This is a genomic window from Pseudomonas sp. NPDC098747, assembly GCF_044760045.1.
Lineage (GTDB): Bacteria > Pseudomonadota > Gammaproteobacteria > Pseudomonadales > Pseudomonadaceae > Aquipseudomonas.
Window position 1 is genome coordinate 1 of record NZ_JBIWAL010000032.1, and the last position, 18076, is coordinate 18076.

The window sequence follows — 18076 nt, forward strand, 5'->3', positions numbered from 1 at the left end:
CGCTCTTGATTGTCACCACCTGGGCCAACGGATACCAATAGCTGACCCAGCGCCAGCCATCGATCTCCTGTTTACCGGTCAAATCCATCCGCACCCGCTGCTCGTTGGAGATCAGGCGCAGGAGAAACCATTTCTGTTTCTGGCCGATACACAGCGGTTGGCTGTGGGTACGCACCAGACGTTGCGGCAAACGATAGCGCAACCAGCCCCGGGTACAGGCCAGTATTTCAACATCTTCACGTTCCAGGCCAACTTCTTCGTTCAGCTCGCGGTACAAGGCGTCTTCCGGCGTCTCCTCAGGGTTGATTCCCCCTTGTGGAAATTGCCAGGCATCTTGATTGATACGGCGAGCCCATAGCACCTGGCCGGCGTCATTCGTCAGAATGATCCCGACATTGGGACGGAAACCATCGGGGTCGATCACGGGCACAACCTCGCAAACGCATGTCGCCGCATTGTTCCACAAAGGTTCATAAGGCGGCAACGAAGCTTCCTACCTTATGTGCACTCTTGTGAAAAGACCGTATTCTTGTCGCCTTTTTACAGACTTATCAGCGGGTAACTGCAATGCGCCTGGCTCTATTCGATTTGGACAACACCCTTCTGGGCGGCGACAGCGATCACGCCTGGGGCGACTATCTGTGCGAGCGCGGCTTCCTCGACCCGGTGGCGTACAAGACGCGCAACGACGAGTTCTATCAGGATTACCTGGCCGGCACGCTGGATAACGCCGCGTACCTGAACTTCTGCCTTGAGATCCTCGGTCGCACCGACATGGCCGTGCTCGATCAATGGCACAGCGACTACATGCGCGACTGCATCGAGCCGATCGTGCTGCCCAAGGCGCTGGAACTGCTGAAAAAGCACCGCGACGCCGGCGACAAACTGGTGATCATCACGGCGACCAACCGCTTCGTCACCGCGCCGATCGCTGCACGCTTGGGTGTTGAAACACTGATCGCCACCGAATGCGAAATGGTTGACGGCCGTTACACCGGGCGCAGCACCGATATTCCGTGCTTCCGTGAAGGCAAGGTAACGCGCCTGAATCGTTGGCTGGAAGAGACCGGGTATTCGTTGCAAGACAGCTTTTTCTACAGCGATTCGATGAATGATCTGCCACTGCTGGAGCAGGTAGCGAACCCGGTGGCGGTTGATCCTGATCCGAATTTGCGCGCCGAGGCCGAAAAGCGTGGCTGGCCGGTGATGACACTGCGCGACTGACACCGCTATCGCTGGCAAGCCAGCTCCCACAAGGTTCTTCAGTGAACACAAATTTTGTGAACACCAAAAAACCTGTGGGAGCTGGCTTGCCAGCGATTTGGGTCGACGCGGTCTCAAGCCTTATACAGGCTTGGCGCCCATTAACCCGGCAATCGCCACAAAACATACGAAACTGAACAACGCCAAGGCAAAGCTGAACCGGCCCACGCCACCCGGCGCCTTGCGCAACCTGTTCAAGCGCACCAGCAACCAGACCCACGCCAGCGCCGCCACGGTGTAAAGCACGCTCGACGCCAGAATCCATGTCTGCCCCAGCGGCCAGCCCGCCAGATGCACCATCCACCAGCCGGTAAACGGCATGCTCAGCAAGGCCAGGCCCATCAGCAGCCAGACAAATACGCGTGGCCGCTGCAAGGTGCGACCGCCCGCCGTCGCATCACCTTTGCGCCGCGCCAGGAAAACCCAAATCCCCAAGCCCAGTGCACCAGCCAGCAGCACCACGGTCGCGACCATATGCGCCATTTTCAGGGCCGTTAACGTTTCCATTGTCAGATTTCCTTATGACTTGCCCATCAGCGTAGCCCTTCAGCCAAGAAACAGCTGATAGGCCGGGTTGTCGCTCTCGTCCCAGTATGGGTAACCAATTTCGGCCAACGCCGCCGGCACCAGGTGACGTTCGTCGTGGGGCACTTGCAGGCCCGCGACCACTCGGCCGTCCGCCGCGCCGTGGTTGCGGTAATGGAACATCGAGATGTTCCAGCGCCCGCCGAGCTTGTTGAGGAAGTTGAACAGCGCGCCCGGCCGTTCCGGGAACTCGAAGCGCAGCACCACTTCATCAACCACGTGCGCCGCACGCCCGCCGACCATGTGGCGGATGTGCAACTTGGCCAGTTCGTTGTCGGTCAGGTCCAGTACCGGAAAACCCTGCTCGGTCAGGCTCGCCAGCAATGCGCTACGCGGGTCGTTCTCCGGGTGGGTCTGCACGCCGACGAAGATGTGCGCTTCGCTGCCGGTGTTGTAGCGGTAGTTGAATTCAGTGATCTGGCGCTTGCCGATGGCTTCGCAGAACGCCTTGAAGCTGCCGGCCTTCTCGGGGATGGTCACGGCGATGATCGCTTCGCGGCCCTCGCCCAGTTCGGCACGCTCGGCGACGTGGCGCAGGCGGTCAAAGTTGACGTTGGCACCCGAGTCGATGGCAACGAAAGTCTTGCCGCTGACCCCGCGCTGTTCGACGTACTTCTTGATCCCGGCCACACCCAAGGCGCCGGCAGGTTCGGTGATCGAGCGGGTATCGTCGTAGATGTCCTTGATCGCTGCGCAGATCTCGTCGGTGCTCACGGTGATCACTTCATCGACGTAGTCTTTGCAGATATCGAAGGTGTGCTGACCAATCTGCGCTACGGCCACGCCGTCGGCGAAAATGCCCACGGTCGGCAGCACGACGCGCTCACCAGCGGCCATCGCCGCTTGCAGACAGTTGGAATCGTCCGGCTCGACGCCGATGACTTTGATGTCCGGGCGCAGGTACTTCACATAAGCAGCGATGCCGGCGATCAGGCCGCCGCCGCCGACCGGAACGAAAATCGCGTCAAGCGGTTGCGGGTGCTGGCGCAGAATTTCCATCGCCACGGTGCCCTGCCCGGCAATGGTGTGCGGATCGTCGTACGGATGGATGTAGACGTAGCCTTTTTCGTCGACCAGTTTCAGCGAGTAGGCCAGGGCTTCCGGGAACGAATCACCGTGCAGCACCACTTTGCCGCCACGCGAACGCACACCTTCGACCTTGATTTCCGGGGTGGTCTTGGGCATGACGATGGTGGCTTTCACGCCCAACACTTTCGCCGCCAGGGCCAGACCTTGCGCATGGTTACCCGCCGACGCGGTGACCACGCCACGGGCGCGCTCTTCGTCGGTCAGCTGGGTCAACTTGTTGTAGGCGCCGCGAATCTTGAAGGAGAACACCGGCTGCAAGTCCTCGCGCTTGAGCCAAATGTCATTGCCCAGCCGCTCGGAGAGCTGGCGAGCATTCTGCAGAGGCGTTTCTACGGCAACGTCATAAACGCGCGAGGTGAGGATCTTTTTGACGTACTGTTCGAGCATCGGAAAGCATCACTGAGCGAGTTGGGCGGGACCACGGAGTCTAACCCGACTTTTGGGCGGGCGACCACACTAAACAGGTGGTTTTAGCCGGCGCAGACCCATTGTGATGCGCAGACCCCTGTGGCGAGGAGATTTAGCGAAACGTCGCACCGCCCCGATGGGCGGCGCAGCCGTCGTAAAACCTGAGGGTGCGGTATCTCTGAACGAAATGCTGGGGAGCGCTTGGCACTCCATCGGGGATAAATCCCCTCGCCACAGGAGTTCTTCGCCAGTCATGGGGATATAATGCCGGCCTTTCCGTTCTCCCCTTGCCCGCTTCCGGAGCCCGCATGACCCAGGATCAACTCAAACAGGCAGTGGCGCAGGCCGCTGTCGACTTCATCCTTCCGAAACTCGACGACAAAAGCATCGTCGGCGTCGGCACCGGCTCCACCGCCAACTGCTTCATCGATGCCCTGGCCCAGCACAAGGGCGCGTTCGATGGCGCGGTCGCCAGTTCCGAAGCCACCGCCGCACGCCTTAAGGGCCACGGAATTCCGGTGTATGAGCTGAACACGGTCAGCGACCTGGAGTTCTACGTCGACGGCGCCGACGAAAGCGACGCACACCTGAACCTGATCAAGGGCGGCGGCGCTGCCCTGACCCGCGAGAAGATCGTCGCGGCCGTGGCCAAGACCTTCATCTGCATCGCCGACGCCAGCAAACTCGTACCGGTGCTGGGCGAGTTCCCGCTACCGGTCGAAGTGATCCCGATGGCCCGCAGCCACGTCGCTCGTCAATTGGTGAAACTGGGCGGCGACCCGGTGTACCGCGAAGGCGTGTTGACCGACAACGGCAACATCATCCTCGACGTGTTCAACCTGCAGATCACCAACCCGGTAGAGCTGGAAGCGCAGATCAACGCTATTGTCGGCGTGGTCACCAATGGCTTGTTCGCGGCGCGTCCAGCGGATTTGTTGCTGCTGGGTACAAGTGAAGGTGTGAAAACGTTGAAGGCTGAGTAAGCTCGGCACTGTCCCATTTTTGTAGACAGATGAAATACCTGTGGGAGCTGGCTTGCCAGCGATGAGGCCGTCACTTTCAACATCAATGTTGACTGTTAGGCCGCCATCGCTGGCAAGCCAGCTCCCACAGTGTTTTGGGGTGATGGTCAGTTTTTTGTGGGCTTCTTGAACACGTAAAACAGATTCGGCTCACTCACCAGATACAGCGTCCCGTCATCATCCATCGCAATGCCTTCCGCTTGCGGCACGGTTTTCTGCAAGCCTTGCCGACCCTTGCTCAGCGACATGGTGCTGAGCGGGCGCCCGTCTACATCCAGCTCCAGAATCAGCCGCGACTCATCCGACAGCGCCAGCAAATGCCCACTGCGCTCGTCGTATTGCAGGCTCGACAGATCGCGCACGAACATCCCGGCATCGCGCTTGGGGTTGTTGATCACGTGCACCGCGTAGGACTTTTCCGGATTGAAGTGAGGAAAGCCGTGCACTTCGTAGATCAGCATCGGGTCGCGCTCCTTGGCGACGAACAGGCGTTTACCCACCGAATCGTAAGCCAGGCCTTCAAAGCCTTTGTTGCCGGCCATGTGCACACCGAGGGTCATCTGCTCGGCGTCCGCCGCGTCGAGAAACTCTGTGTCTTGTTCCAGATGAATCTTGATCAGCCGCTGCTGGGCCTCATCGGTGATCACGTAGGTATCGGCGCTGATGAACTCGACCGCCTCCGCGTCGCCGAAGCCAATCAGCGCGATGCGCCGCAGGATCTTGCCCTCCAGCGACAGCTCAACCAGTTCGGAATTCTTGTTGGTCACGGTAAAAAGACTGTCGCGCACCGGATCGTAGGTCAGCGCCGACACATCGTCGTCGAGCCCATCGATGACGCGCGCTTCGATGTCCACGCGATACTGATCCAGGCCAATGGACTCGGTGCTCAGCGGCTGCCATAAGGTGTGCAGGTTGAACCAGGCGCGTTCGAACAGGCGCATGTATTGGCCGATCACGAGCAGCGTGGTCAGGGCAATCACCGAAAGGATGACCAACAGCGGTTTGGGGCGGGCAAGTCGACGCATTCGGGCGGGCTCGGATTCAAGGCAGGCGGATGAAATATCATGCCTGACTGAACTGAAGCTTAATGGCCACTTGCCTCAAACTACAAGACAACCCTTGTAGGAGCTGTCGCAGACTCCTGTAGGGCGTGGGTTATTTGTGCTTTTCGAAGCGATAAAACAGGTTCGGCTCGCTGACCATGTACAGCGTGCCTGCCTCGTCCATAGTCACGCCTTCGGCGCGGGGAATGGTGTTCTTCAAGCCGTTGAAGCCGCCGAGCAGGGTCATGAAGCTGACTTGCTCGCCCTTCTCGTCCAGTTCCAGCAACAGGTGCGAATCGGCCGACAGCACCAGCAGGTGGCCGGTGCGTGGGTCGGTTGCCAACGCGGAGAGATTACGGATATCCAGCTCATCGCTGGCCAGCTTCTGCTTGTCGCCCTTCAGGGTCTGACCGCCATCGCTTTTCCAGGTAAAAAGCTTCGGTGGTCGTTCTTCACCCAGTAGCAGTTGCTGGGTGCGCGGGTCCCAGGTGATCGCTTCAAAGGCTTTGTTCTGGTCCTTCGACGGGCCGAGGTCGTACTTGGGGAAGTTGGCGATGTTCAGTTCACGAGTGTCGGCATCGACTTTGACGATCGACAGCATGTGCTGGCGCTCATCGATGATCGCCATCAGGCCGTTTTCCATGACGGTCAGGCCTTCCGGATTGCTCCAGCCCACCAGCGGCATCTTGCGCAGCACTTCACCTTGCAGACTCAACTCGACAAGGAACGGATTCTTGCCCATCACCGAAAACAGGGTCTTGGTCTGCGGGTTGTAGGCCAGGTCCGACGCTTCGTCCTTCTCCATGCCCGGCAATGCCTTGGCATCGATCACCACCCGGTAGTCCGGCAGCCAGATGCTTTCCTTTTGCTCGGCCGGGCTTTCGAAGCCCTCGAGCACCCACAGCACGCCGCGGTCATCCCAATGCATGGCAAATGCCAAACCGTACGCGGCGACAATCGCCAGCAACAGCCAGGAATACCAGCGCAGGGCGAAACGGGAGCGGCGTGGGGATTTGAGCTGAGTTTGAGATGACATCAAGGACGCTTTCCGAAAATTCAGGCTATGGGTAATAGCATAAAGAGGCCGGCTAAGACGCCAGAATTGCGGAAATTATCCAGACAGGATGTGAAAAAAACGGCAAATGGCGGGATTGGCGTGTGCGTTTGCGAGCGGCAACACAAAACAAATGTCGGATGGGCTCTATGTATTGAGGAGATTTATGTGGCGAGGGGATTTATCCCCGATGGGTTGCGTAGCAACCCCAAAAAACTTGGGCCTGCTGCGCAGTCCATCGGGGATAAATCCCCTCGCCACAGATAAATCCCATCACCACAAAGGTGAATCAGCGCACGCTGCTGGTGAAGCTGTTGGAGCCGACCAATTCGAGGACGATCTCGTCGCCGACATTCAGCGGGCCGACGCCCGCCGGTGTGCCGGTCAGGATCACGTCACCGGCCTGCAGCGAGAAGCAGCCGGCCATGTACTGGATCATCGGCACGATCGGGTTGAGCATCGCGCTGCTATTGCCGTCCTGACGGACTTCACCGTTGATGGTCAGGCGGATGCCGATGTCGGTCAGATCGGCGAAGGTGCTGCCGACCACAAACGGTGCAAGCACGGCCGCGCCGTCGAACGACTTGGCGATTTCCCACGGCAGGCCCTTGGCTTTCAGCTCGGCCTGCTTGTCGCGCAGGGTCAGGTCCAGCGCCGGGGCGAAACCGGAGATCGCATCCAGCACTTCTTCGCGGCTTGGTTTGGTTGACAGCGGCTTGCCGATCAATACAGCGATTTCCGCTTCGTAGTGCACCGAGCCACGCTCGGCCGGAATGCTGAAGCCATCTTCCAGCGGCACCACGCAACTGCCGGGCTTGATGAACAGCAGCGGCTCGGTAGGCACCGGGTTGTCCAGTTCCTTGGCGTGTTCGGCGTAATTACGGCCAATGCACACCACTTTCCCGATCGGGAAGTGAATGCGCGTGCCGTCGACGTACTGGTGCTGATAGCTCATTTACCGACTCCTGCCTTCATTGATTCATCAGAGATTGCCAATCAAACCGCGAAGATCTTGCCCGGGTTCATGATGCCGTTCGGGTCGAACACCGCTTTGACCGCTTTCATGTACTGGATCTCAACCGGCGAGCGGCTGTAGGTCAAGTAGTCGCGCTTGGTCATGCCCACACCGTGCTCGGCGGATATCGAACCGTTGTACTTCTCGACGGTTTCGAACACCCACTTGTTGACGGTGGCGCACTTGGCGAAAAACTCGTCCTTGCTCAGGTTGTCCGGCTTGAGGATGTTCAGGTGCAGGTTGCCGTCGCCGATGTGGCCGAACCAGACGATTTCAAAGTCCGGGTAGTGTTCGCCGACAATCGCGTCGATTTCCTTGAGGAACGCCGGGACTTTCGAGACGGTGACCGAGATGTCGTTCTTGTACGGCGTCCAGTGCGAGATGGTTTCGGAGATGTACTCGCGCAGTTTCCACAGGTTCTGCAACTGGGTTTCGCTCTGGCTCATCACGCCATCCAGCACCCAGCCCTGCTCGACGCAATGCTCGAAGGTTTCCAGCGCGCTGTTGGCCACTTCTTCAGTGGTCGCTTCGAATTCCAGCAGCGCGTAGAACGGGCAATCGGTTTCGAACGGCGCCGGTACGTCGCCACGACCCATGACTTTGGCCAGAGCCTTGTCGGAGAAAAACTCAAATGCGGTGAGGTCGAGCTTGCCTTGAAAGGCGTGCAGCACTGGCATGATCGAATCGAAATCAGCGGTGCCGAGCACCATCGCCGTGAGGTTCTTCGGCGCGCGATCCAGACGCATGGTCGCTTCAACCACAAAACCGAGGGTGCCTTCAGCGCCGATAAACAGCTGACGAAGGTCATATCCGGTGGCGTTCTTGATCAGGTCTTTGTTCAGTTCCAGCACGTCGCCCTTACCAGTCACGACTTTCATGCCCGCGACCCAGTTGCGGGTCATGCCGTAGCGAATGACCTTGATCCCGCCGGCATTGGTGCCGATGTTGCCGCCAATCTGGCTGGAACCGGCCGAAGCGAAGTCCACCGGATAGTAGAGGCCGTGTTCTTCGGCGCGGTTCTGCAATTGCTCGGTGACCACGCCCGGCTGACAAACGGCAGTGCGGTCAGTGAGGTTCACCTCAAGAATCTGGTTCATGTAATCGAACGACACGACCACTTCGCCATTGGCCGCCACCGCAGCGGCGGACAGCCCGGTGCGCCCGCCCGAGGGCACCAGCGCAACCTTGTGCGCGTTGGCCCAACGAACAACGGCCTGCACTTGCTCGATAGTCTTGGGAAACACGATTGCACTTGGCGCCGGGGCGAAGTGCTTGGTCCAATCCTTGCCGTACGTGTTCAGGGAGTCGGCGTCGGTCAGGACCTTGCCAGGCTCGACCAGGGTCTTCAGTTCATCAATCAGGGCAGGATTGGTCATCGACAGAACTCTCGAACAATTCATGGTCATCCTGAAGACGCTTCACGTCGCAGGAATGAGTGTTTAGCGGGGCGGCTATGCTAGCATACCGACCCCGCGGACCAGTGCCCAACGGCCTTTCTGCGGTGACGGCTTTCCTGCCGTCCGGGTCAGCGTCTGCTGGCTATTTCCTGCCATTTTTCTCCGGGATACAGGTTTACGCAGATGAGCAAGACTTCTCTCGATAAGAGCAAGATCAAGTTCCTTCTTCTCGAAGGCGTCCACCAATCGGCTGTCGACGTCCTCAAGGCGGCGGGCTACACCAGCATCGAATACCTGACAGGTTCCTTGCCGGAAGCCCAGCTCAAGGAAAAGATCGCTGACGCTCACTTCATCGGCATTCGTTCTCGCACCCAACTGACCGAAGAAATCTTCGATCACGCGAAGAAGCTGGTGGCTGTCGGCTGTTTCTGCATCGGCACCAACCAGGTTGACCTGAGTGCTGCCCGCGAGCGCGGTATCGCCGTGTTCAACGCGCCGTACTCCAACACGCGCTCCGTTGCCGAGCTGGTACTGGCCGAAGCCATCCTGCTGCTGCGCGGCATCCCTGAGAAAAACGCTTCCTGCCACCGTGGCGGCTGGATCAAGAGCGCGGCCAACTCCTTCGAGATCCGCGGCAAGAAGCTGGGCATCGTCGGTTACGGCTCGATTGGTACTCAACTGTCGGTTCTAGCCGAAGGCCTGGGCATGCAGGTGTACTTCTATGACACCGTGACCAAGCTGCCGCTGGGCAACGCCACGCAGGTCAACAACCTGCACGAGCTGCTGGGCATGTCCGACATCGTCACCCTGCACGTTCCGGAAACCGCTGCGACCCAGTGGATGATCGGCGAGAAGGAAATCCGCGCCATCAAGAAGGGCGGCATCCTGATCAACGCTGCACGCGGCACCGTGGTCGAGCTCGATCACCTGGCCGCAGCGATCAAGGACAAGCACCTGATCGGCGCCGCCATCGACGTATTCCCGGTGGAGCCACGCTCCAACGACGAAGAGTTCGAAAGCCCGCTGCGTGGCCTCGATAACGTGATCCTGACCCCGCACATCGGTGGTTCGACCGCCGAAGCGCAAGCCAACATCGGTCTGGAAGTGGCGGAAAAACTGGTCAAGTACAGCGACAACGGTACTTCCGTTTCGTCGGTGAACTTCCCGGAAGTGGCCCTGCCGGCCCACCCTGGCAAGCACCGCCTGCTGCACATCCACGAGAACATTCCGGGTGTGATGATGGAGATCAACAAGGTCTTCGCCGAAAACGGCATCAACATCTCCGGTCAGTTCCTGCAGACCAACGAGAAGGTCGGCTACGTGGTGATCGACGTCGACGCCGAGTACTCGGAGCTGGCGCAAGAGAAGCTGCAACACGTCAACGGCACCATTCGTAGCCGTGTGCTGTTCTGATTGAGCGTTGAACCACAAAAAAAGGGAGCCTTCGGGCTCCCTTTTTCATGCACGTCGAAACATTATTTGACGTTGACGGTGATTTTTTCGGAAACGATCGACGGGTCAAACGGCATATGGCCGCTATCACCCAGAATCAGTTGCAAAGTGTGCTTGCCGGGAGCCAGTTTGATGGTGGCCTCGGTCTGCGCTTTGCCGAAATGCATATGGTGGGCATCAGTCGGGATAGGCGCGCCAGCCGCCGGCAGCTTGTCGACGTCGATCAGCAGGTGATGGTGACCGGTGTTCTTGGTGACATCCCCGGCTGGCGCCAGCGCGACATCCTTGGTGCCGAACTTGACCTTGAACTCCTGGGAAACAGTCGCCCCGTCCTCGGGAGAAACGATGAACACTTCGGCGCCTTTCGGGGCCGGAGTCGCCGCACTGGCGAACACCGAAACACCCATCAGCACACCCGCCAATGCAGCACGTGACATAAAGCTTTTCATTTTCTTCTCCAGTTTTTCCGTAAAATCCGCACGGTCATGACAACTTCATGACCATTCGTTGTCGAAGGCACTCGACAACCATAGCAAAGCGAGCCTAACTCAGAGCATCGCGATAATGATTTCAAAGGAGTGACCATGCGCTTTCTGCCTGGCCTGATCTGCCTGCTACCCCTTCTGAGCCCGCTGGCTCACGCCGAACTGATTGACGACATCAATGACCGTGGCGAGCTGCGCATAGCCCTTGAGGCTAATACACCGCCATTCAATTTCAAGGAAGGCGACACGCTCACGGGGTTCGAGGTCGAGCTTGGGCAATTGCTGGCCAAGGAGCTGGATGTGCGCGCCGACTTCATCGTCACCGACGCGGGCGATCTGCTCCAGGGCGTTGAAAGCGGCAAGTACGACGTCGCGCTCAATCACATAGCACTGACACCTGAACTCAAGGATCGTTTCGACTTCAGCGAGCCGTACAGCCAGATCGATTCACAGTTGCTGGCGAAGAAGGATGAGCAGCCGCGCCCCATGGTATTGGTGCAGGCGCTGACCGAGCAGAAGCCTGCGGCGAGTGCGCCGGTGGAATTGGCGATACCGTTTCAGAAGGGTAATCCGGCATTTCGCGCCAGCCTTGAGAGTGCGATGCAGCGGATCAAGGCGGATGGGCGATTGGCGGCGTTGTCCGAGAAGTGGTTGAAGCCCTGAGCCCCTGAAGAGCCCCTCACCCTAGCCCTCTCCCAGAGGGAGAGGGGACTGATTGGGGGATGCTTCAGAAATACACCGACCTGTGATGGCTATACCGAATCCATAATCGACCGGGCATTGCTCTGCCGAATCCATGATCAACAAGGTCTTTCAGGTCGATGTAAAGCCCGAGACACCTCGGTCGGCCCCCTCTCCCTCCGGGAGAGGGCTGGGGTGAGGGCAGTGACTTCGGATCAGTCCAAAACCGCCAAAGCCAGCGCTGCTTGCAGCAGTTCAAGTTCGCTGAAGACCTGGACACCATGGCGTTTGAGCAACGCAGCAGTAACACCCTCGCCACTGACCTTCACCCCGCTGAACGTCCCGTCATACGTCAACAGATTCCCGCACGACGGACTGTTGGCCTTGAGCACCGCCACCCGAATGCCGTGCTTTTGCGCCAGCTCTAGCGCCTGCTGCGCGCCATCCAGAAACTGCGCACTCACGTCCTCACCTTCAGTGGTGATCACCGATGCAACACCGTCCAGCACCTCAGCCCCCTGCCCGCCCGGAATCTCCGCCGCCGCTCGCGGCGTCGGCAAACCACCGGCCACCTCAGGGCACAACGGCACTACCCGTCCTTCAGCGATCCACTGTTCCAGCAAATCAAACGGCCCGCTGGCTCCGCCGTCATAACGCACGCGGTGGCCCAACAGGCAGCGGCTCACCAGTATCTTTTGCATGTCAGAAAGGCTCGCTTCCGCGACGACGGAACCAACCCGTCAGCGACAAGCGCTCACGATGGGCTGGCAGCACTTCGTGCGGCACTTCGCCGGAGAGAAAGACCACCAGACAACCCCCGGTTGGTTGCACGTCGTGAACACGATCATCGCTCAGGTACATGCGTAACTGACCGCCATCCTCCGGCAGCCAGGCATCATTGAGGTAAACCACCACCGAGACCATGCGCCGGTCATCGTCGCGAAAGCGGTCGACGTGCTTGCGATAAAACGCGCCCGGCGGATACAGGGCAAAATGGCATTCGAAGTCTTCAAGCCCCAGGAACAAGCCACGGTTGAGCGCCTCGCGCAGGCTGTTCATCAGGTTCAGATAACGGTCACTGGCCTCAGCCTGGCCCGGATCGATCCACTGGATATGGTCGCCGCGAATACCTTCGCGAATCTCTGAAAACGGCCCACGACCAACTCCCGCCGGCGCCAGTTCACCCTCGGCTTCACGTTTGCGGCACTCGGCCGCCAGCTCGCGGGTCAAACCGGCGGGCAGGAAAATGTTCTGCTGCGACCAGCCGTGTTCGGCCAGGTCGTCGACAATACGCAACAGCAGTGGGTGTTCAGAGGATATTTGCATGGCGCGCATAGTATGTCGGCGGCAAAAAATCCGACAGAGCCACGCGGCGGCTTGCTACGAATTCTCGACAAGTAACGGCACCGCACGGAGAATAGTCCGCTGCTGACAGGAGTCCCTATGCGCCGTTTGCTTTTTTCACTGTTGATGTTCTGTGTTTTGCCCGCCTGGGCGGACGGCTACGATCAGCTGTACAAGGTCGCCGGCTGGCCAGATCAACGTGCGCATTTCAATGACGCCCTGAGTGCCGCGCAGCAGCGCTATCAAAACAGCCTGCCGCCCGCCGTGTTTCAAGCGTTGGTGAACAACAGCAATCAGCGCTTCGCCCCGCAGGCCATGGATCAACGCGCCGAGGCGCAGTTGAGGCAGAACCTCGCCGACCCGAAACCGGCCCTGTCTTTTTTCCAATCGCCGCTGGGCAAGAAAATCGTTGCCGCCGAATTACTCGCGACCCGTCGCAATCAACTGGCCAAGAATGCCAAGGGCCTGCCGAAGATGCCGGCCAGCGATAGCCGCCTGCTGATCATCGGCCACCTCGCCCAAGCCCTGCCCGCCCGTGAGGCTGGTGCCGAAGTCAGCCTGGCGATAGCCGGCGTCGCGGCGGACAGTTTGAGTTCGATGATTCCGGGACTGCTCGGTGGCGGTCAGGCGCAAGGCATGTTGAACGGTCAGCGTCAGCGCCTGATGGATCAGATTGGTGCGGACATGAACAACACGTTGCTCTACGTTTATCGCGATCTGTCGGATAACGAACTGGAGGAGTTTGCGACGTTTGCCGAGTCGACCGAGGGCAAGGCGTATTACCAGGCCGCGCTGGCGGCGATTCGGGCGGGGTTGGCGGTGGGCCAGTAATCTTCGTCGCCTGACAGGCCGCCTTCGCGAGCAAGCTCGCTCCCACATTGGATATTCAGTGAACGCGGAATTGGGGTTCAACAAAGATCAACTGTGGGAGCGAGCTTGCTCTCGAAAAGGCCCTCACAGACGCTACAAATTCCGGCCCCTGATCCGCTTGCTCAAGAACTCAAAATACTCCTCACGCATATCAGCCGTCTCATTCGCCAGATGATGCCGCGCCTCGGGCAGCAGCAAGATCTGCGGCCGATCGAACTTCAACTTCAACACCTGAAGATTGTGCTGCCAGTCCACGGTCATGTCCGCCTGCCCCTGAATGATCAGTGGCCGTCGCGGACTTTTTTTGGCGAATTCCACCCGGTTGATCCAGCGTGACAAGGCCCCGACCCACGCCGTCGGCAAGCGCTTGGGCTGCAACGGATCGGCCAGCAGAAACGGCAGGAAATCCGGGTCGTTGGAGTTCTCGCTAAAACGCCGCGTGATGCCCCGCACGAAAGGCCGCAGCAGGTAATAACTCAGCTGCGACCAACCCCACGCCCGCGGCCGTACCAGCGGCGACAGCAAAATCACCTGACCCTGCGCCGGACTGCTCTCGCCATGGTTGAGCACATGGTCGACCACAATCGCACCGCCGGTGCTTTGCCCACACAAGTGCCACGGCTGCGGCAGGGCAATCGAATTCGCTTCGACGAACAAGGCTTGCAGCGCGTCCTGATATTCCGAGAAGTCGCGAATGCTCGCCCGCACGCCGCTCGACAGACCATGCCCGGGCAAATCGCAGGCAATCACCGCAAAATCCTGATCCAGCGCCCACTCGATCAAATGCCGATAGAGCCCGGTGTGATCATAGAAACCGTGCAGCAGAAACAACGTGCCCTTGACCTTCTCCGGCCACCAGCAATGGCTGACCAGTTCGTAGCCATCGACGTCGAAACGCCCCATGCCGCGCCAGACATCACGCTCGGGAAAATCGGTTTTGTAGAAGCGCTGATAGGCCTTCGCCTCCTCCGACAACGGCTGCCACTCGGCCAAAGGCTTGAGGCTCGCGCGTAATTGATCGGGGTCGAAAGTAGCAGGCATGAGGCAAATTCCAGAGCGGTGAACAGACTTTATCGGCTTGCGATATTCATCTGTCGCGGCAAGCATGGCAAGCTAGCCGCCCCTCAAGGATCGAAATACATGCGTTCGTCCTACCGCACCGCACTGTTTGCCAGCCTGCTCGCGCTTGTGTCTGCCGGGGTGTTGTGGGCAGCGTACGACTGGTTTCAAGGCCGATATTTGCGCGCATTCAGCGAGCACACGGCGGTGTTTTCCGGTGATCCGTTGCGCCTGCCGGACGATCTGGCCGGGCCAGGCAAGATTCGCCTGGTGCACTTCTGGGACCCGGCATGCCCCTGCAACGTCGGTAATCAGCAGCACCTGACCGAGATGGTCGAGAAGTTCGGCGCCAAAGGCGTGGAGTTCTTCGCAGTGCAAAAAACCGGTAGCCACGGTCAGTTGCCCAGCACCCTCAGCAGTCTGAAACCCCTCGCGGTATTGCCCGGTTCCGAGCAGATTCCCGCCAGCCCGGCCGTGGCGATCTGGGACCGCAGCGGCAAACTCGCGTACTTCGGCCCGTACAGCGAAGGCCTGACTTGCAACTCCAGCAACAGTTTTATCGAACCGATCCTGAATGCGTTGATGGATGATCGTGCGGTGAATGCCACGCACACCCTCGCGGTGGGCTGCTATTGCCCGTGGCCGTTACAGGCGCAGTAAGGCATTCCGGACTTTTCAAGGACAGCGATGCACGGCACAGAAGGTCTGTGCTAATTGTTTGCAGCCCGGCGGGCGGCAATCCCGCCTGTACAAGGAGTCACCATGAAGCGCGTGTTCACTGTTCTTGCCTTGCTCATCGTTGTCCTGCTCGCTGGCGCAGGCTGGTACGTCTACAGCAAACAGCCGACACGTCAGGGCCAGATTGAACTGCGCAACTTGCAAGGTTCGGTGACCGTGCGCTACGACGAGCGCGGCGTTCCGCACATCCGCGCAGAGAACGAAACCGACCTTTACCGCGCCCTCGGCTATGTGCATGCCCAGGATCGCCTGTTCCAGATGGAAGCCATGCGCCGTCTCGCTCGAGGAGAGTTGGCCGAAGTGCTCGGGCCCAAACTGCTCGCCACCGACAAACTGTTCCGCAGCCTGCGCATCCGCGAGCGTGCCGCCAGTTACGTCGCCAGCCTCGACAAGCAGTCGCCGGCGTGGAAGGGCCTGCAAGCCTATCTGGATGGCATCAATCAATATCAGGACACGCACGCCGCGCCGGTTGAGTTCGACGTGCTGGGCATCCCCAAGCGGCCGTTCACCGCTGAAGACAGCATCAGCGTCGCCGGCTACATGGCCTACAGCTTTGCTGCAGCATTTCGCACCGAACCGCTGCTGACCTACGTGCACGATCAACTCGGCGCCGATTACCTCAACGTCTTCGACCTCGACTGGCAGCCAAAAGGTGTGCTGGCCAAAGATCACGCCAACCCGAAACCGGCCCTCGCCGCCAACGACTGGAAAGACCTCAACGCCCTCGCCCGTCTCAGCGAACAGGCGCTGATTGACAACGGTCTGCCGCAATTCGAAGGCAGCAATGCCTGGGTCATCTCGGGCAGTCGCAGCCAAAGCGGCAAACCGCTACTGGCCGGTGATCCGCATATTCGCTTCTCGGTGCCATCGGTGTGGTACGAGGCGCAACTGTCGGCGCCGGGCTTTGAGCTCTACGGCCATCATCAGGCGCTGGTGCCGTTCGCGTTCCTGGGACACAACATGGATTTCGGCTGGAGCCTGACCATGTTCCAGAATGACGATCTGGATCTGATCGCCGAGAAGGTCAACCCGGATAACCCGAATCAGGTCTGGTATCACGGCCAGTGGACCGACATGGTCAGCACTGAACAGCAGATCGCCGTGAAGGGTCAGGCGCCGGTGACGATTACCTTGCGTCAGTCGCCCCACGGCCCGATCGTCAACGACGCGCTCGGTACGGCTGCCGGCAAGACGCCAATCGCCATGTGGTGGGCGTTCCTCGAAACCCCGAACCCGATCCTCGAAGGTTTCTATCAGCTCAACCGCGCCGACACACTGGCCAAGGCCCGCGCCGCTGCGGCCAAGGTACAGGCGCCGGGGCTCAACCTCGTCTACGCCAACGCCAAGGGCGATATCGCCTGGTGGGCTTCGGCGTTGTTGCCCAAACGCCCCGCCGGGGTCAAGCCGGGCTTCATTCTTGATGGCAGCACTGATCAGGCGGACAAGGACGGTTTCTTCCCGTTCAGCGCCAACCCGCAGGAAGAAAACCCGGCACGCGGCTATATCGTCTCGGCCAACTTCCAGCCCGTTTCGCCAACCGGCATGGAGATTCCCGGTTACTACAACCTCGCCGACCGTGGCCAACAGCTCAATCGGCAGCTCAGCGACAAGAATGTGAAGTGGACCAACGAAGCCAGCCAGAAGCTGCAACTGGGCACCGCCACTGGTTACGGCCCACGTTTGCTGGCGCCGTTGTTGCCCGTGCTGCGTGAAGTGGTGAGCGATCCGGCGCAGTTGAAACTGGTCGAGCAACTGGCGCAGTGGCCAGGCGACTATCCACTGGACTCGGTGAGTGCGACGGTGTTCAACCAGTTCCTCTACGACCTCGCCGATGCGGCGATGCGCGATGAGTTGGGCAATGACTTTTTCGAGACGCTGTTGTCGACGCGGGTGATTGATTCGGCATTGCCACGCCTGGCGGCAAACGCTGATTCAGTCTGGTGGGATAACCGCAACACACCCTCCAAAGAGACTCGCGCCGATAGCGTGCGCGCGGCATGGCAGGCGAGCATGAAGCATCTGAAGCTGACCCTCGGTGACGATGCGTCCACATGGCAATGGGGCACGGCGCACACCCTGACCCACGGGCATCCGCTGGGGCAGCAGAAGCCGCTGGATCGCCTCTTCAACGTCGGGCCGTTCGCCGCACCGGGCAGCCATGAAGTGCCGAACAACCTTTCGGCGAAGATCGGCCCGGCGCCGTGGCCGGTGACTTACGGGCCTTCGACGCGGCGCTTGGTCGACTTCGCTGATCCTGCTCACAGCTTGACGATCAATCCGGTCGGCCAGAGTGGCGTGCCGTTTGATCGTCACTATGACGATCAGGCTGAGGCGTATGTGGACGGGATGTATGTGCAGGCGCACTTCAGCGAGGAAGAGGTGACGGCGAATACGCGCAGTACATTGAAGCTGCTGCCGGCGCGTGGGACTCCTTAAAAAGCCCCTCACCCTAGCCCTCTCCCGGAGGGAGAGGGAACTGACCGAGGTGTCTTGCGCCTTACGTCGACCTGAAAAATCGGCATCGATTATGGATTCAGTACAGCTCGCTCATGTCGGCGTATCTCTCCAAAA

At 59.7% G+C, this 18076-nt stretch carries 18 protein-coding genes; 7 read left to right on the forward strand and 11 right to left on the reverse strand.

Annotation, left to right across the window (positions count from 1 at the left end):
• The coding region (locus tag ACIQVE_RS18890) for an RNA pyrophosphohydrolase (protein WP_402810897.1) at nt 1-424 on the reverse strand (424 nt) is incomplete at its 3' end.
• Between the two features lie 143 nt (nt 425-567).
• On the opposite strand from ACIQVE_RS18890, the gene ACIQVE_RS18895 reads away from it, so the two are divergent.
• The gene (locus tag ACIQVE_RS18895) at nt 568-1224 is read left to right on the forward strand and encodes an HAD family hydrolase (RefSeq protein WP_402810899.1); all 657 of its coding nucleotides are present in this window, start codon (nt 568-570) and stop codon (nt 1222-1224) included.
• A gap of 120 nt (nt 1225-1344) precedes the next feature.
• Here ACIQVE_RS18895 and ACIQVE_RS18900 read toward each other — a convergent pair whose 3' ends face one another.
• Nucleotides 1345-1770, reverse strand: coding sequence for a DUF2269 domain-containing protein (locus tag ACIQVE_RS18900; RefSeq protein ID WP_402810901.1), 426 nt, complete (start codon nt 1768-1770; stop codon nt 1345-1347).
• Between the two features lie 39 nt (nt 1771-1809).
• A complete protein-coding gene (gene ilvA, locus ACIQVE_RS18905; protein ID WP_150616783.1) occupies nt 1810-3324 on the reverse strand; it encodes a threonine ammonia-lyase, biosynthetic in 1515 nt (504 codons plus the stop codon).
• A gap of 329 nt (nt 3325-3653) precedes the next feature.
• Here ilvA and rpiA point away from each other — a divergent pair, with 329 nt between their 5' ends.
• Nucleotides 3654-4328 (forward strand): ribose-5-phosphate isomerase RpiA, encoded by a 675-nt coding sequence (rpiA, locus tag ACIQVE_RS18910; protein WP_007913886.1) that lies wholly within the window; start codon nt 3654-3656, stop codon nt 4326-4328.
• A 146-nt stretch (nt 4329-4474) separates the two neighbouring features.
• On the opposite strand, the gene ACIQVE_RS18915 is transcribed toward rpiA, so the two are convergent.
• The 4 genes from ACIQVE_RS18915 to ACIQVE_RS18930 form a co-directional block, all read right to left on the reverse strand.
• Nucleotides 4475-5392, reverse strand: a complete 918-nt coding sequence (locus ACIQVE_RS18915; RefSeq protein WP_402810903.1) for an SdiA-regulated domain-containing protein — start codon at nt 5390-5392, stop codon at nt 4475-4477.
• A gap of 130 nt (nt 5393-5522) precedes the next feature.
• Entirely contained in the window at nt 5523-6446 is a 924-nt protein-coding gene (locus ACIQVE_RS18920) for an SdiA-regulated domain-containing protein (RefSeq protein ID WP_402810905.1), read from the reverse strand.
• Nucleotides 6447-6753: 307 nt separating this feature from the next.
• Nucleotides 6754-7419, reverse strand: coding sequence for a fumarylacetoacetate hydrolase family protein (locus ACIQVE_RS18925; RefSeq protein WP_402810907.1), 666 nt, complete (start codon nt 7417-7419; stop codon nt 6754-6756).
• A 41-nt stretch (nt 7420-7460) separates the two neighbouring features.
• Nucleotides 7461-8855 (reverse strand): FAD-binding oxidoreductase, encoded by a 1395-nt coding sequence (locus ACIQVE_RS18930; RefSeq protein ID WP_402810909.1) that lies wholly within the window; start codon nt 8853-8855, stop codon nt 7461-7463.
• Between the two features lie 204 nt (nt 8856-9059).
• On the opposite strand from ACIQVE_RS18930, the gene serA reads away from it, so the two are divergent.
• Nucleotides 9060-10289 carry a phosphoglycerate dehydrogenase gene (gene serA / locus ACIQVE_RS18935; protein WP_402810911.1) on the forward strand — a complete coding sequence of 410 codons (1230 nt, stop codon included), beginning with the start codon at nt 9060-9062 and terminating at the stop codon, nt 10287-10289.
• A 62-nt stretch (nt 10290-10351) separates the two neighbouring features.
• On the opposite strand, the gene ACIQVE_RS18940 is transcribed toward serA, so the two are convergent.
• On the reverse strand, nt 10352-10777 hold the full coding sequence (locus ACIQVE_RS18940; protein ID WP_402810913.1) for a DUF4399 domain-containing protein: 426 nt from the start codon (nt 10775-10777) through the stop codon (nt 10352-10354).
• Nucleotides 10778-10912: 135 nt separating this feature from the next.
• Here ACIQVE_RS18940 and ACIQVE_RS18945 point away from each other — a divergent pair, with 135 nt between their 5' ends.
• A complete protein-coding gene (locus ACIQVE_RS18945; protein ID WP_402810914.1) occupies nt 10913-11476 on the forward strand; it encodes a transporter substrate-binding domain-containing protein in 564 nt (187 codons plus the stop codon).
• 233 nt (nt 11477-11709) lie between these two features.
• Here ACIQVE_RS18945 and ACIQVE_RS18950 read toward each other — a convergent pair whose 3' ends face one another.
• Both ACIQVE_RS18950 and ACIQVE_RS18955 read right to left on the reverse strand, forming a co-directional pair.
• Nucleotides 11710-12195: a DUF523 domain-containing protein gene (locus tag ACIQVE_RS18950; RefSeq protein WP_402810916.1), complete on the reverse strand. Its 486-nt coding sequence runs from the start codon at nt 12193-12195 to the stop codon at nt 11710-11712.
• 1 nt (nt 12196) lies between these two features.
• On the reverse strand, nt 12197-12829 hold the full coding sequence (locus ACIQVE_RS18955) for a 2OG-Fe(II) oxygenase (protein ID WP_402810917.1): 633 nt from the start codon (nt 12827-12829) through the stop codon (nt 12197-12199).
• Nucleotides 12830-12937: 108 nt separating this feature from the next.
• Here ACIQVE_RS18955 and ACIQVE_RS18960 point away from each other — a divergent pair, with 108 nt between their 5' ends.
• Complete coding sequence (locus tag ACIQVE_RS18960; RefSeq protein WP_402810919.1) at nt 12938-13669, forward strand: DUF2059 domain-containing protein; 732 nt, start codon at nt 12938-12940, stop codon at nt 13667-13669.
• 132 nt (nt 13670-13801) lie between these two features.
• Here ACIQVE_RS18960 and ACIQVE_RS18965 read toward each other — a convergent pair whose 3' ends face one another.
• Entirely contained in the window at nt 13802-14749 is a 948-nt protein-coding gene (locus ACIQVE_RS18965) for an alpha/beta hydrolase (RefSeq protein WP_402810921.1), read from the reverse strand.
• Nucleotides 14750-14848: 99 nt separating this feature from the next.
• Between ACIQVE_RS18965 and ACIQVE_RS18970 the strand changes: the two genes are divergently transcribed.
• Nucleotides 14849-15427 carry a DUF6436 domain-containing protein gene (locus ACIQVE_RS18970; protein WP_402810922.1) on the forward strand — a complete coding sequence of 193 codons (579 nt, stop codon included), beginning with the start codon at nt 14849-14851 and terminating at the stop codon, nt 15425-15427.
• Between the two features lie 102 nt (nt 15428-15529).
• Complete coding sequence (locus ACIQVE_RS18975) at nt 15530-17941, forward strand: penicillin acylase family protein (protein WP_402810923.1); 2412 nt, start codon at nt 15530-15532, stop codon at nt 17939-17941.
• The last annotated feature ends 135 nt before the right edge of the window (nt 17942-18076 follow it).

Bases quoted from the DNA above. Each gene is read 5' to 3' on its own strand.
- ACIQVE_RS18895 (WP_402810899.1), top strand. From the start codon at position 568: ATGCGCCTGGCTCTATTCGATTTGGACAACACCCTTCTGGGCGGCGAC.
- ACIQVE_RS18900 (WP_402810901.1), bottom strand. From the start codon at position 1,770: ATGGAAACGTTAACGGCCCTGAAAATGGCGCATATGGTCGCGACCGTG.
- ilvA (WP_150616783.1), bottom strand. From the start codon at position 3,324: ATGCTCGAACAGTACGTCAAAAAGATCCTCACCTCGCGCGTTTATGAC.
- rpiA (WP_007913886.1), top strand. From the start codon at position 3,654: ATGACCCAGGATCAACTCAAACAGGCAGTGGCGCAGGCCGCTGTCGAC.
- ACIQVE_RS18915 (WP_402810903.1), bottom strand. From the start codon at position 5,392: ATGCGTCGACTTGCCCGCCCCAAACCGCTGTTGGTCATCCTTTCGGTG.
- ACIQVE_RS18920 (WP_402810905.1), bottom strand. From the start codon at position 6,446: ATGTCATCTCAAACTCAGCTCAAATCCCCACGCCGCTCCCGTTTCGCC.
- ACIQVE_RS18925 (WP_402810907.1), bottom strand. From the start codon at position 7,419: ATGAGCTATCAGCACCAGTACGTCGACGGCACGCGCATTCACTTCCCG.
- ACIQVE_RS18930 (WP_402810909.1), bottom strand. From the start codon at position 8,855: ATGACCAATCCTGCCCTGATTGATGAACTGAAGACCCTGGTCGAGCCT.
- serA (WP_402810911.1), top strand. From the start codon at position 9,060: ATGAGCAAGACTTCTCTCGATAAGAGCAAGATCAAGTTCCTTCTTCTC.
- ACIQVE_RS18940 (WP_402810913.1), bottom strand. From the start codon at position 10,777: ATGAAAAGCTTTATGTCACGTGCTGCATTGGCGGGTGTGCTGATGGGT.
- ACIQVE_RS18945 (WP_402810914.1), top strand. From the start codon at position 10,913: ATGCGCTTTCTGCCTGGCCTGATCTGCCTGCTACCCCTTCTGAGCCCG.
- ACIQVE_RS18950 (WP_402810916.1), bottom strand. From the start codon at position 12,195: ATGCAAAAGATACTGGTGAGCCGCTGCCTGTTGGGCCACCGCGTGCGT.
- ACIQVE_RS18955 (WP_402810917.1), bottom strand. From the start codon at position 12,829: ATGCGCGCCATGCAAATATCCTCTGAACACCCACTGCTGTTGCGTATT.
- ACIQVE_RS18960 (WP_402810919.1), top strand. From the start codon at position 12,938: ATGCGCCGTTTGCTTTTTTCACTGTTGATGTTCTGTGTTTTGCCCGCC.
- ACIQVE_RS18965 (WP_402810921.1), bottom strand. From the start codon at position 14,749: ATGCCTGCTACTTTCGACCCCGATCAATTACGCGCGAGCCTCAAGCCT.
- ACIQVE_RS18970 (WP_402810922.1), top strand. From the start codon at position 14,849: ATGCGTTCGTCCTACCGCACCGCACTGTTTGCCAGCCTGCTCGCGCTT.
- ACIQVE_RS18975 (WP_402810923.1), top strand. From the start codon at position 15,530: ATGAAGCGCGTGTTCACTGTTCTTGCCTTGCTCATCGTTGTCCTGCTC.